Annotated in this window: 11 protein-coding genes; 7 read left to right on the top strand and 4 right to left on the bottom strand. The window is 48.7% G+C overall.

Translation table 11 applies throughout. From position 1 onward, the window contains the following. The first annotated feature begins 152 nt into the window (after nucleotides 1–152). Nucleotides 153–1,259: a phosphoribosylaminoimidazolesuccinocarboxamide synthase gene (gene purC / locus T411_RS0105075; RefSeq protein ID WP_000050052.1), complete on the top strand. Its 1,107-nt coding sequence runs from the start codon at nucleotides 153–155 to the stop codon at nucleotides 1,257–1,259. 201 nt (nucleotides 1,260–1,460) lie between these two features. Here purC and T411_RS0105070 read toward each other — a convergent pair whose 3' ends face one another. Then, on the bottom strand, nucleotides 1,461–1,811 hold the full coding sequence (locus T411_RS0105070) for a hypothetical protein (RefSeq protein WP_000460959.1): 351 nt from the start codon (nucleotides 1,809–1,811) through the stop codon (nucleotides 1,461–1,463). A gap of 465 nt (nucleotides 1,812–2,276) precedes the next feature. Here T411_RS0105070 and T411_RS0105065 point away from each other — a divergent pair, with 465 nt between their 5' ends. The 3 genes from T411_RS0105065 to T411_RS0105055 are packed head-to-tail and all read left to right on the top strand — an operon-like array spanning nucleotide 2,277 to nucleotide 5,074. Continuing rightward, a complete protein-coding gene (locus tag T411_RS0105065; protein ID WP_001058123.1) occupies nucleotides 2,277–3,965 on the top strand; it encodes an NAD-dependent malic enzyme in 1,689 nt (562 codons plus the stop codon). A 42-nt stretch (nucleotides 3,966–4,007) separates the two neighbouring features. Continuing rightward, a complete protein-coding gene (locus T411_RS0105060; protein ID WP_001175901.1) occupies nucleotides 4,008–4,337 on the top strand; it encodes a DUF3392 domain-containing protein in 330 nt (109 codons plus the stop codon). Continuing rightward, complete coding sequence (locus T411_RS0105055; protein WP_000536856.1) at nucleotides 4,310–5,074, top strand: SanA/YdcF family protein; 765 nt, start codon at nucleotides 4,310–4,312, stop codon at nucleotides 5,072–5,074. The genes T411_RS0105060 and T411_RS0105055 overlap by 28 nt, the downstream gene beginning before the upstream one ends. Nucleotides 5,075–5,174: 100 nt before the next feature. On the opposite strand, the gene T411_RS0105050 is transcribed toward T411_RS0105055, so the two are convergent. The 3 genes from T411_RS0105050 to T411_RS0105040 all read right to left on the bottom strand — a co-directional run bounded on the left by T411_RS0105050 (nucleotide 5,175) and on the right by T411_RS0105040 (nucleotide 8,645). Further along, on the bottom strand, nucleotides 5,175–6,506 hold the full coding sequence (locus T411_RS0105050) for a GGDEF domain-containing protein (RefSeq protein WP_000866470.1): 1,332 nt from the start codon (nucleotides 6,504–6,506) through the stop codon (nucleotides 5,175–5,177). Between the two features lie 257 nt (nucleotides 6,507–6,763). Then, entirely contained in the window at nucleotides 6,764–8,005 is a 1,242-nt protein-coding gene (locus T411_RS0105045; protein ID WP_001212934.1) for a cysteine desulfurase-like protein, read from the bottom strand. Further along, on the bottom strand, nucleotides 7,989–8,645 hold the full coding sequence (locus tag T411_RS0105040; RefSeq protein ID WP_000946294.1) for a 2OG-Fe dioxygenase family protein: 657 nt from the start codon (nucleotides 8,643–8,645) through the stop codon (nucleotides 7,989–7,991). Before T411_RS0105040 ends, T411_RS0105045 begins: the two co-directional genes overlap by 17 nt. A gap of 477 nt (nucleotides 8,646–9,122) precedes the next feature. Between T411_RS0105040 and trxB the strand changes: the two genes are divergently transcribed. The 3 genes from trxB (at nucleotide 9,123) to cydC (ending at nucleotide 13,700) form a co-directional block, all read left to right on the top strand. Further along, nucleotides 9,123–10,079 (top strand): thioredoxin-disulfide reductase, encoded by a 957-nt coding sequence (gene trxB / locus T411_RS0105035; protein ID WP_000073132.1) that lies wholly within the window; start codon nucleotides 9,123–9,125, stop codon nucleotides 10,077–10,079. 119 nt (nucleotides 10,080–10,198) lie between these two features. Next, a complete protein-coding gene (gene cydD, locus T411_RS0105030; RefSeq protein WP_000358461.1) occupies nucleotides 10,199–11,986 on the top strand; it encodes a heme ABC transporter permease/ATP-binding protein CydD in 1,788 nt (595 codons plus the stop codon). Beyond that, on the top strand, nucleotides 11,979–13,700 hold the full coding sequence (cydC, locus tag T411_RS0105025) for a heme ABC transporter ATP-binding protein/permease CydC (RefSeq protein ID WP_001205197.1): 1,722 nt from the start codon (nucleotides 11,979–11,981) through the stop codon (nucleotides 13,698–13,700). The genes cydD and cydC overlap by 8 nt, the downstream gene beginning before the upstream one ends. Nucleotides 13,701–13,815: the final 115 nt, after the last annotated feature.

The raw sequence follows: 13,815 nt of genomic DNA, 5'->3' as shown, positions 1-13,815 counted from the left end.
TTTACTTAAACAATCTGGCAGGGATAAATTTAAGCAAACGTTTGCTTTTTGTCTGGCAGCATAAATTAGTTCTGGTATCATGCGCTCAGCCCGCGGTTTTTCACTCAGCGAAATCGCTAAAACGATGTTTGAATTCAGATAGGAATGTCTCAATGAGCCTTGCAGATCAAGTCCTTGCCGTCAATGACGACCTCCCCATTCGTACCCATCAGCCAGTACATAGCGGTAAAGTTCGCTCGGTTTACTGGCTGACTGAGCAAGACAGCCGACGCCTAATTAAAGAAAAAGGTTATCCGGTTGCAGAAGATGCCCCGCTGGCCATTATGGTCATCAGTGATCGTATTTCAGCCTTCGATTGCATTTGGCACGCGGAAGGCGGTGTCCATGGTGTACCGGGTAAAGGTGCGGCGCTCAATGCTATCTCGAATCATTGGTTCAAACTGTTCAAGCAACATGGTTTGGCGGAAAGTCATATTCTCGACATTCCTCACCCTTTTGTGTGGATTGTACAAAAAGCCCGTCCTATCAAAATTGAAGCCATCTGCCGTCAATACATTACTGGCTCAATGTGGCGTGCTTACGCCAAAGGTGAGCGCGAGTTTTGTGGTATTACCCTACCAGAAGGTTTAGAGAAGGACAGTCAACTGCCAGAGCTACTGATGACCCCGTCAACCAAAGGTATTCTGCGCGGCATCCCCGGCGTGCCAGAAGCCGATGACGTGAATATCTCGCGCCAAGATATTGAAGCCAATTACGCAGCATTCAACTTCAATCAACCACAAGATATTGACCATTACGAAACTCTGCTCAAGCAAGGTTTTGCTGTGATCAGCGAAGCGTTAAAAAGCGTGGGACAACTCTTTGTCGATACCAAATTTGAATTTGGCTACGTAGCAGATCAGCAAGGACAGCAAAAACTGATCTATATGGATGAAGTAGGCACCCCTGACTCATCACGCATTTGGGATGCGCAGCAATATCAGCAAGGCAAGATTGTCGAAAATTCCAAAGAGGGATTCCGCCAATTTTTGCTGAACTACTTCCCAGACCCAGACATTTTACTCAACAAAGATCGCATGCCTGAACGTGAAGCGCTCGCGCGTGACAATGCTTTACCGCTGGAAGCATTAATGGATATCTCGCGGACCTATTTGGGTATTGCTGAAAAGATCACGGGGCAACCTATCCATCTGAGTCATCAGCCAAAACAGGAAATCATCGCAATCCTAGATAAAGAATATGGGCTGATTGAAAGATAAACTCCATCTGCGGCTTTTGTTATGCCTCGCTGCTTTGAATCATAAGCCAGCGGCAAGCACGAGCCAGCAACGGATGAAAAACTAAGGGGCTTATTTGCTTGAACCACTTGGCATTGCAGGTACACGGCAAGTAGCAAGGGTATAGCCCCTTAATTACACTTCTATTGAGTGTTCTTCTACTCACCGCAACAGAGAAGTTCTTTAAAGCTTGATCAAAAACTCTTCTTGATTAGTAGATTCAATATGCGCTGCACTTTTGCTTTGAATCGTAGTTAACTGCTGCTCATCCAAGGCGTAAGGCATGACTAAGGTTAATTCATCAATGCCTTCTTGTTTGGCTAATTTCACTAAAGTGATCACATTCGATTCATCACTCGAACGGGTGGAAAGCTCTTTGAGGGCGACATCCCACAGGCGTTCTTGTGGACTCTGTCCCGTTTTGATCGCATCAAACCAGACAATTCCAAACACTGGAGCAAAAGAGCTGATGGCTTCCGAGAAAGTCCACTTTTTCGCACAGGATGCCCCCAAAAAGGTGGTGTAATCGAACACTGCGCTAATCCTTGCTTTTTCCATTTTGTCCCCCGACGCCATTGGCAACACAGTGCTGCAACTATTGACCAAGCCTTGCTATATAGCAATACGATATAAAAAAACGGTCTGTTATGATGCGCAATCGGTTTCAAAGGCTATATAAAAACCAATTTAGTAACACTGTACCTACATTTTTAAAATGATATGTGCCTTGTTGATTAATATTTTCCTATTCAAACAAAATCGTGCTGCCGAACAATGATTCCTTCTTATTCGATGAAGCGCTAGACGCTGTTCCTCCCTTGCTTAACTCGTTGCACATAAATCCCCCACCCTAAACCGATAAACCTGTTTTAAACACTGTGCTTGCGCACAGAAGCAGGATAATCAACAGAGGCAAGCCGTTTGTCTATTTACAATCCAACCAGCAAGTCGGTATCATTTTCGCGTTTCACTTCTACCCTACCAATCAATAGGCCGAACATGAATAACGATAAACGTCCGCTGTATATTTCCTACGCAGGCCCAGCTCTTCTCAGTACTCCTCTGCTCAACAAAGGTAGTGCCTTTAGTGCGGAAGAACGTGCTTCTTTTAACCTAGAAGGTTTACTGCCCGAAGCGACGGAAACCATTCAAGAACAAGTGGTACGCGCATACCAACAGTACCGTGGTTTTGAAAGCGACATGGATAAGCATATTTATCTGCGCAACATTCAAGACACCAACGAGACCCTATTCTACCGCTTGGTGCAGAACCATATTTCCGAGATGATGCCAATCATCTATACCCCGACAGTGGGTGCGGCGTGTGAGAACTTCTCCAACATTTATCGCCGTGGCCGTGGCTTGTTTATCTCTTACGCTAACCGTGATCGTATTGATGACTTGTTGAACAATGCCGCCAACCACAACGTCAAAGTGATTGTGGTGACCGATGGCGAGCGTATTCTCGGCCTTGGCGACCAAGGTATCGGCGGTATGGGGATTCCTATCGGTAAACTGTCACTTTACACCGCTTGTGGTGGCATTAGCCCAGCGTATACGCTTCCTGTGGTTCTGGATGTGGGTACGAATAACCCGCAACGTCTTGCTGACCCTATGTACATGGGCTGGCGTCATCCACGTATCACTGGACCTGACTACGACAACTTTGTTGAAGAGTTTATGCAAGCCGTGCAACGTCGCTGGCCAGATGCATTGATCCAGTTTGAAGACTTTGCCCAAAAGAACGCCATGCCACTGCTTGAGCGTTACAAAAATCGCGTGTGCTGTTTTAACGACGACATTCAGGGCACAGCGGCGGTCACTGTCGGCTCACTGCTTGCTGCCTGTAAAGCGGCGGGTAGCCAGCTTTCACAACAACGTATTACCTTCTTGGGCGCGGGCTCTGCAGGCTGCGGTATCGCGGAAGCGATCATTGCGCAAATGGTGTCTGAAGGCATCAGCGATGAGCAAGCGCGCTCACAAGTTTACATGGTGGATCGCTGGGGCCTGCTCGAAGAAGGCATGCCAAATTTGCTCGACTTCCAACAGCGCCTAGTGCAGAAAAAAGCCAACACGCAACATTGGACAACGGAAAACAACGGCTACTCGCTGCATGATGTGATCCGCAATGCCAAACCGACTGTACTGGTTGGTGTGTCTGGTGCGCCCGGTCTGTTTAGTGAAGAGATCATCAAAGAGATGCATCAGCACTGTCCACGCCCTATTGTCTTCCCGCTATCGAACCCAACAAGCCGTGTTGAAGCTCTGCCGAGCGATATTATCCGTTGGACTAACGGTGAGGCTTTGGTTGCAACAGGTAGCCCGTTTGATCCTGTGCTGCATGAAGGCAAAACTTACCCAATTGTGCAATGTAACAACAGCTACATTTTCCCGGGTATCGGTTTAGGAGTTTTGGCAGCAAACGCACGCCGCGTTACCGACGAAATGCTGATGGAGTCGAGCCGTGCACTGGCAAGTTGCTCACCGCTTGCCATCAATGGTCATGGACCATTATTGCCGCCTCTGGAATCTATCCACTCTGTTTCGAAGAAGATTGCTTTCGCAGTAGCGAAAAAAGCGATTGAACAGGGTGTGGCTCCAGAAGTCACCGATGAAGCGCTGGAAGCCTCAATTGAACAACATTTCTGGCAACCAGTTTACCGCCGTTATAAGCGCACTGCGTTTTAATTTATGCGGAGAAGCCCCTGCAATCAGGGGCTTTCTAATCTCATGCAACTATTTACTTATCTTGCTCCTGCAGGTCAGGCTCTACTCCCCTACCTGAGCGAAATCTCGATTGCACTGGTCGCATGCACTTTGGTCATGCTCGGTGGTGAGATCAATGCCTTTTTGCGTAGAGCATTACGGAATCAACATTTTCTGGTGCGCACGTTAGCGTTTATCTTTATTAACGCGTTTGGATACGGTTTAATCATCGTCAAGGCCAGCCCTTACGTTGCTCGGACACTCGCGCAACTGGAATCCGGCATGATGCTGACCCTTATCGTAAGCTGCTTTGTTGTGATAGGCCTATGGGCACAAAGAAACCATCAAATCTAACTCTGCGCGCCGTCGTTTTCTCTGCGCTGGCTCACCTGCGAAGATTACCTTGGCGTAAACTAAGCCAAACTTTGCTGTGGCTGACTATTGGGGTTGTCGCAGGCTTACTCGCGATCGATCGCTGGGTCAGTTGGCAAACACAAAATAACATTATTAATGATGCGCAAAACACTCCGCCTTTTCAGGTTGCAGTGGTATTGGGCACCAGTAAATACATAGGCAAGACTCTCAACGAGTACTACACCAACCGGATTGATGCAGCGATAGCGCTTTATCAACAAGGAAAAGTCCGCAATTTTCTGCTCAGTGGTGATAACGCCCACCGTTCGTACAATGAGCCGTGGACGATGAAACGCGATTTGCTACGCGCAGGCATTCCAGCAGAGAATATTTCGTTAGATTATGCGGGGTTTCGTACTCTCGATTCGATTGTGCGCGCGAAGGAAATCTTCGATACCGATAATTTCTTGATCATCACTCAGCGCTTTCATTGTGAGCGCGCGCTGTTTATTGCCCGCTACCAAGATATTCAGGCGTCATGCCTAGCAGTACCGGGGCCAAGCAGCCACTCTGGTTTTAAAGTGCGGTTACGAGAAGTGTTTGCGCGCGCTTATGCGGTCTTTGATCTGTTCGTGTTGGATACTCAGCCTAAGTTTCTCGGTCCCAAAGAACCGATCATCGTTGAGAGTGACACCGAGTCAACGTCAAATGACACCTCATCAAATAGCGCTGAATAAATCCGTCTCGATAAGCTAATCCCTGAATGTTGTCGCGTACCCTGCGGCAACATTCTTAGTGATTGAATTTAGGCTAGATAGACACGACTTGGTGCCGTCCTCACCCTTTTTCTCCATCACTGCTTTTGGCCATTAATCCATAGTGAACTTCGATTCGATTGCGGCCAAGCCGTTTGGCTCGGTATAACGCTTCGTCGGCGCGTGAAACGGTTTCCGTAATCCGCTCGTCGCCCATTTGGGCAATACCGAGACTGCACGTGATCGCGCCTCCGTGTATCCAACTGTGGTCGGCGATTTTAGCTCTAAGCCGCTCTGCAAGCTCAATCGCTTGCTCAAGGGTTGTCTGCGCGCAAAACACCACAAACTCTTCCCCACCCCAACGCACTAATTTGTCACTTTCTCGGATTTCACGGCTGATAACCAAAGCAAACTCACGCAGCAGATCATCCCCTAGACTGTGTCCGTACACATCGTTGACTTGTTTGAAGTAATCAATATCGATGAACAGTACGCTAACGTGATTGAGTTGCCAGCGCACTAAGCGCGCTTGATCTTGCAACCAATCACGAATGCCATGCCGATTAATGGCTCCCGTCAATGCATCACGATGCGCCATTTCGACGAACTTTATGTTTTGCTCATGCAATGAGTGATTCAAACGCTGTAAGTGCTCTTGGCGCATACGAGCACGTAAAACCTCACGACGATTACGACGAATTTCGAGCGCAGAGAGCCATGCTCCTGCCACCGCCCACATGATCAACATGGCAAGAAACAGCTTCTCTCCAGCCACATAATCCCCAATCAATTCCACTTGATGCACGGTCAATTGATATTGCCCTAGTGGACTGGCTGAACCGGTCGCAAATTCAATTTTATTGACGTTGGAAAACTCAGGAGCGGAGTGTTCAATGGCAATACGATTATCAACCAACCACCACGTCATTACTTGCAAGCTGCGAATGGGAATATCAATCACACCTTTCCCAACGCCCGGCACAAACTCTAATCCGTTGTATTTATGAGTATATTCATCATCAAGCTGAGAGTAGATCGGATTGAAATTACGTAAATACAGACGCATTGCCGCAGGCTCTGCAGCGGGGCCTTGCAAGTCCACGTTAAGACGTATGGTATGGATATCACTCAAATCGAGGCCACGTTGAGGGTCGGGATTAAGGTGAATAGAGATGCCACAATATGGCCACGCGTAGCGACTGGCATTCAATTCACAGTCCACTTTGGCAGTATTGCCATTGAGGGATAAGGCGCTGGTTGATGTGCCGCCAGCGGTTTGATCGTTGGTGGTGAAATAGGCATAGTGTTGAGGTTCAATCAACACTCGTTTCGCAGAACCAAACTGCCAGTACAGCAATACGGTCACAATCGTGACCGCGACTAATCCTAATAACACTCTTGGCAGCACTTTCACAACCTACTCCAGCGTCAAGCCACATCATTAACACGCTCTCTCTTAATACAAGACACCCAATAAAGAGAGATTGCTTCCAAAAAATAGCGGTTAGATGCGTTCTTGTCATCGACTAGAGTATTTCAAGGTTTCTTTTTCAGAGGCATTTCACCTTTTGCTAAAGCTTCAAGTAGGAAGGGTATACCCTTCCCACTGAGTCAATATCAGTAGAAAAGGCATATCGCTAGAAGTGAAAGATGTCTAGAAGGGCTTACGACTTATGCAAGCTGTGGTAAACCATCGCGTAGAAGAGCAAATAGATGGTCAATTTCTTCTGTGGTGTTGTAGTGCATCAGACCGATGCGTAGTACTCCACCGCTTGACTCAAGCCCTAATTGACGAACCAGCCCAAGTGCATAGAAATGCCCATTCCATACGCACACATTCTGTTCGCCGAGCATTTTCGCCATAGACTGCGGTGTACAGTCTGTACACGTCAACGCAAACGTCGGTGTTCGCTTCGCGGCATCTGCCAGTTGCAAACCATGCAGTTTCAGCGCTGGCATATCACTGAGCTTTTGCAAAAAATACTCACTGAGGCGCTGTTCATGCTGCTGATATTGCTGATAGCTCTCAACCAAACGCTCACGTAATCGAGAACTCGGGTCACCCCACTGCGCCAAATATTGCACCGCAGCAATAACACCAGCCAGCCCTTCAAAACTGAGCGTTCCGGTTTCAAAACGTCCCGGCCCTTGATTGGTTGCGGGCTCAACTTTATAAGGCAGAATCGTGTTTTGCCACTGCGGCGCTACATACACAATCCCGACGTGAGGGCCAAAAAATTTATAGGCCGAACAGGCCAGAAAATCACAGCCCAGCGCCTGCACATCCGGCAGGTGATGCGGCAGATAGTGCACCGCATCGACATACACCATCGCCCCGACCTGATGCGCCGCCTCAATAATAGATTCAAGTTCAACCAATGATCCCGTGGTATTGGAAGCAAAAGTCACTGCCACTAAACGGGTGCGTGGATTAATCAACGAAAGCAGATGCGCTTGATCTAAGGTGCAGTCCGCCGTATTGACGCGAGCCTGATGCACTATTGCGCCTTTGTCTTGAGCCGCTTGTTGCCAGCTAGAAACATTCGAATAGTGATCCAATGCGGTGACAATCACCTCATCGCCCACTCGCCAATCACGGCTGATCGCACGGCTAAACTGGAAAGTCAGCGACGTCATGTTTGCCCCAAAGACAATCGACTCTGGGTTGGGGGCATTGAGCAGCGCTTGCAAATGCTCACGAGCACTTTGCACTAACTCCACGGTTTTCTGGCTCGAAAAGTAGTGCCCACCAAGATTGGCATTGTAACGACCTAAATAAGCCACCATGGCATCCAGCACCGATTGTGACACTTGTGAACCACCTGGCCCATCGAAAAACACCACAGGCTTATCATTGACGATTTGCGCTAGCGCAGGAAACTGCTGACGCACTGACTCAGGAGTGAAGCGCATGGCGGCCATCCTTCGCAGTCAAAACAAAAACATCCATATGCCCTTCTTGTTGATGATCCACCGTGCGGATCGGGCAAGCGTTGTGCCACAGTTGGCTATCGGCCAACATCGCAACTTCGCCATTTTCCAATACTTTACGGAAAAATGGCGCTTCATGACTACTGAGATAGAGCATGATTTCGCCACCCACAATGTTGTGGCGATCAATGCCAACAATCGCAATATGATCAAACCCATCTTGGTGCACCCCTTCCGGCGCGACTAAGGTTTCATCGAATACCGCAGCGATCCGCATCTGATGGATCTCAATTTCCTGACCATCGGGAAGTGTGTTGGCTTCCATAAACAGCGCGCACAACTCACGCATACCGTCACTTTTTAAAGTAGTACTGAGTAACGGTTCGAAACGGCGCACCACATTGCCTTGAAAATGGTTAATTTGATCGGTCTGCATAAAGTCATGCTTGTCCAACTCAACCACTTGCCCATCAATAAAGCGGATCACGGAGTAACGACGTAGCCGATACTGCCCGTCCGCATGATTGGTATGCGGTAAATGCGCAAAAGAGGGAGCGAGTTGATGAATCGCTGAATGACTCAGTTTAGTGATATGTAGGGTATTGGGGTGAGAACGTAACATCATCGACTCCTTAATGGGTTAGTCATACCACCATAAATTTCACATTTTATTTACAATTAAGACTAATCGATTATTTTGCAAAAACAATATTTTTTGACTCAATAAACCATCAGGATTGAAATTTTGTTTTTATATTCTTTATAAATTGAAAATAGCAGTGTCTACATCCAAAAGCGCAACCTGAAGACAGGCAAAGCCAGAGGCTTTCACTACCTTATGGAAAATAAGGAAGATTGACAGCCTATTAGCATAAAACCATGCATCATGGATCCCGCTCTAACATGAGAATCAGGTGGAACCGACACGAGCTAGCTTCACGTCGTAAGAGCATAAACAATTACGATTTATGCTCAGCGAACCACTTTTATTCGCCATCCATATTCCCTACAATCGAGTCCAATTATTTTCATTGGCTTGCGTCTTAGTTCCGAATTCAAGCCATGAGTTAACTCCCTTTCGTCCTTATCGGAGTACTTCATGAGTAACGTGAAACACAGCAAACTTCTTATCCTTGGCTCTGGCCCTGCGGGTTACACAGCCGCGGTTTACGCTGCGCGCGCCAACCTAAAACCCGTGCTGGTCACTGGTATGCAGCAAGGTGGTCAGCTCACCACGACGACAGAAGTCGAGAACTGGCCAGGCGATGCCGAAGGCTTAACTGGCCCAGCACTGATGGAGCGCATGAAAGAGCACGCTGAACGTTTCGATACTGAAATTGTTTTTGATCACATTAACTCGGTTGATCTCTCTTCTCGCCCATTTCGTTTGACAGGCGACAGCCTAGAGTACACCTGTGATGCCCTCATCATCTCTACTGGTGCCTCTGCTAAATACCTCGGTTTAGAATCAGAAGAAGCGTTCAAAGGTCGCGGTGTATCCGCTTGTGCGACCTGTGATGGTTTCTTCTATCGCAACCAGAAAGTCGCCGTTGTCGGTGGTGGTAATACTGCGGTTGAAGAGGCTCTTTACCTATCGAATATCGCCTCAGAAGTGCATCTGATCCACCGCCGTGACAGCTTCCGCAGTGAAAAAATTCTGATCGATCGTCTGATGGATAAAGTGGCGAATGGCAACATTGTTCTGCACACGCACCGCACTTTGGATGAAGTACTGGGCGATGAGATGGGCGTGACAGGCGTGCGTTTGAAAGATACCCAGTCAGATATGACGGAAAACTTGGATGTGATGGGGGTATTCATTGCCATCGGTCATCAGCCAAACTCGCAAATTTTCGAAGGTCAGCTTGAAATGAAAAACGGCTACATTGTCGTAAAATCTGGCCTTGAAGGTAATGCAACCCAGACCAGCATTGAAGGTGTGTTTGCCGCGGGTGATGTGATGGATCATAACTACCGTCAAGCGATTACCTCTGCCGGAACCGGGTGTATGGCAGCACTCGATGCTGAACGTTACCTAGATAGCCAGGGTAAATAACTTACGCTTCGCGTAACGACAGTTTTTATTTTTGCCAAGCCCGACGGGTATAACCGCCGGGCTTTTCTTTGTATACTGGCGGCCTATTACAATTATTATTCTCATTAAGCCTTTTCAAAATGGACAAGAAAAAACAGCGTAGCTTGAATCTCTGGCTCAAGCAGCAAAGCAAACTGGCTAAGCGCTGGCTCGCAATAGCTGTTGGGTTGGGTGTGTTATCAAGCCTATTTCTGGTGGCGCAAGCCGCACTCCTTGCATCAATTCTGCATCAGCTGATTATTGAACAGGTCGATAAACATCTGCTCATTCCACACTTCTTTGGCTTGGCTGCACTCATTGCCGTGCGTGCGCTCTGCTCTTGGGGACGCGAAATCGCTGGTTTTCGTTGTGGAGAAGAGATCCGCCGTTATATTCGACAGCTAATCCTAGACAAGTTACGCGACTTAGGGCCAGCCTATATCAAAGGCAAACCGGCCGGCTCATGGGCAGCCTTAATGCTTGAGCAAGTCGAAAACATGCACGATTTCTTTGCTCGCTATCTCCCCCAGATGTCTCTTTCGGTTTTGGTACCGTTTGTGATCCTTGCCGTCGTCTTCCCAGTGAACTGGGCGGCAGGACTGATTTTTTTGATCACAGCGCCATTGGTGCCACTCTTTATGGCGTTAGTTGGAATTAAAGCCGCCGATGCCAGCCGGAAAAACTTTAAAGCTCTGCAGCGTTTATCCGGGCATTTTTATGATCGCTTGCAAGCCCTGACCACTATTCGTCTATTCGATCGCACCACAGCAGAAACCGAGCACATGCGCGGCGCTTCAGAAGTGTTTCGCCATCGCACTATGGATGTACTGCGGATCGCGTTCCTCTCTTCTGCAGTATTAGAGTTTTTCACCTCGATCTCCATTGCACTGACCGCCGTGTACTTTGGCTTTAGCTACATTGGTGAACTCAACTTCGGTTATTACGGCGCGAGTGTCACTCTGTTTGCTGGACTATTTGTGTTAATCCTTGCTCCGGAGTTTTATCAGCCGCTGCGCGATCTCGGAACCTATTACCACGCCAAACAACTCGCGGTGGGCGCAGCCGAATCGATCGTCGATTTTCTGCAAACCGAAGTGGATACCTTACACAGCGGAGAGCGTCATCTCACCGATAACGACGATATTGAAATTATCGCCAATGATCTGGTCGTTCTTAGTCCACAAGGCAAACGCTTAGCAGGCCCGCTCTCATTTACGTTGCAAAGCGGCAAAACCACCGCTCTCGTCGGGCCAAGTGGCGCAGGCAAAACCAGCTTAATCAATACCATATTAGGCTTTATGCCCTACCAAGGCAGCTTAACCATTAACGGCATTGAATTGCGCGAGTTAGATCATGCGCAGTGGCGACAAACCATCAGTTGGGTTGGGCAAAATCCTCTGCTGCTGCATGGCACCATTCGCGACAACGTGACGCTAGGCAAACACAATATCGCCGATGATCAAGTCACACAGGCTCTGCAAGCAGCTTATGCCCAAGAGTTTGTTGAGCAGCAGGGTTTGGATTACACGATCAGTGATCGCTCTGCGGGGCTTTCCGTGGGTCAAGCCCAACGCCTCGCCCTCGCTCGCGCTATTTTGCAAAATGGCCGCTTTTGGTTACTCGATGAACCCACGGCAAGCTTAGATGCGCGCAGTGAGCAATATGTGATGCGTGGACTGACCGAAAGCATTCAGCAACGCACTGCGTTATTTGTCACTCACCAGTTGCAACCGCTGCAATCGGTCGAGCAGATCTTAGTGATGGAAAATGGCTTGCTGGTACAAGCAGGACATTTTGAAGACTTAAGCCAGCAATCTGGTTTATTTGCCACTATGTTAGCCGCTAACCAAGCGCTACAAGCTGCCAACAAAGGGGATCTCGATGCGTGACCTGCTGCCTTACCTAAAACTGTATAAAAAACACTGGTTCGGTCTTACCCTTGGCATGCTGCTGGCGTTGCTGACCGTTCTCGCTTCGATTGGACTGCTGACGTTATCCGGCTGGTTTTTGTCTGCGGCCGCCGTGGCCGGACTCAGTATTGCCCGAGAGACCTTTAACTACATGCTACCCGGCGCCTTTGTACGCGGTTTTGCCATGGGACGCACCGCAGGGCGTTGGGGCGAGCGTGTCGTTACTCACAACGCCACCTTCAAGCTGCTCACTGATTTGCGAGTGTTTTTCTTTGAGAAACTGACACCGCTTATCCCGGGACGTCTGAGCGCGGTGCGCGATGCCGATATGCTCAACCGCATCGTGGCCGATGTGGATGCCATGGACCATGTCTATTTACGTTTAATCAACCCAGTCACGGTCGGTGTGCTGGGTATTGCGGCTCTCACCACATTGATTGCTTGGTTTGATCCGCAGCTTGGCATGACCTTAGGTGCAATCTTGCTTCTGGTTTTGCTGGTGTGGCCCACGCTTTTTTACCGCTTGGGGAAAAAGAATGGTCCACACTTAACGCAGAATAAAGCGGAATTGCGCGTTCGCACGCTAGATTGGTTACAAGGTTACAGTGAACTAACCATTTTCGGTGCAGAACAAACCTATCGTCAGGCAATCTTAACGGCGCAAGACAAACTGCTGCGTAACCAATACGTTAACGCACAAGTCTCAGGACTGGCTCAATCGTTACTGTTGCTTGCCAATGGTTGGACACTGGTACTGATGATCTGGCTGGCCGCCGATGGCGTGGGTGGGCAAACTCCGGATCCGCTGATTGCACTGGTGGCTTTTGCAACCATGGCCAGCGTCGAGTTATTGATGCCTATTGCCGGCGCATTCCAGCATTTGGGGCAGACTCTCACCTCGGCTCGCCGCTTAAATGAGATAATTCTAGCCAAACCTGAGGTCGAGTTTACCGCGCAACCAACCGCGCATAATGGCCAATACAACATTGAATTCAATGGCGTCCACTTTGCTTACCAAGCGAATAAACCCAAGGCCATTGATGACTTTACTTTGACTCTCGCTCAAGGTCAGAAAGTGGCGATTGTCGGCCAAACCGGCTCAGGAAAATCGACCTTAATTCAGCTCCTTTGCCGCTATTGGGATGTACAGCAGGGTCAGATCACGATTGGTGGAACAGACATTCGAGAATGGCGCGAGAGCGATCTTCGTGCCGCCATCAGCGTGGTCAGTCAACGGGTGGATATTCTCAATGGCACGCTGCGCGATAACCTGAAATTGGCGAAACCGGACGCAACCGATGAAGCGCTCAGTGATATTCTGCAACAAGTCGGTCTAGAGAAATTGCTACAAGATGCCGCGCTCAATACTTGGCTTGGCGAAGGTGGCCGTCAGTTATCCGGTGGAGAAAAACGTAGGATCGGCATTGCGCGAGCACTACTGCATAACGCTCCAATCATACTGCTTGATGAACCGACCGAAGGGTTGGACAAGCAAACCGAGCAGCACATCATGCAACTGTTGCATGGTCATTTCGGTCACAAAACCGTGCTGTTTATCACTCATCGTCTGGTCAACCTTGAACAGATGGATGCGATTGCGCTGATTGAACAGGGCCAGTTGGTCGAATATGGTCATCACCATACTCTCCTCGCCCAGCACGGTCGTTATCACAAGCTGACACAAAAGCTGTAACGCTTCCCGCCTCTCTTCGCTGAGGGGCGTAAGCATGCAGCGCAGAACACCATGTCAAACAATAAACAGCTTCAAACAATAAACAGCTTCAAACAATAAACAGCAAAAAGCCAGT

It is taken from the genome of Vibrio cholerae ATCC 14035, assembly GCF_000621645.1.
GTDB classification, from domain to species: Bacteria; Pseudomonadota; Gammaproteobacteria; order Enterobacterales; family Vibrionaceae; genus Vibrio; species Vibrio cholerae.
This window is presented reverse-complemented; position numbering and strand designations above follow the sequence as displayed.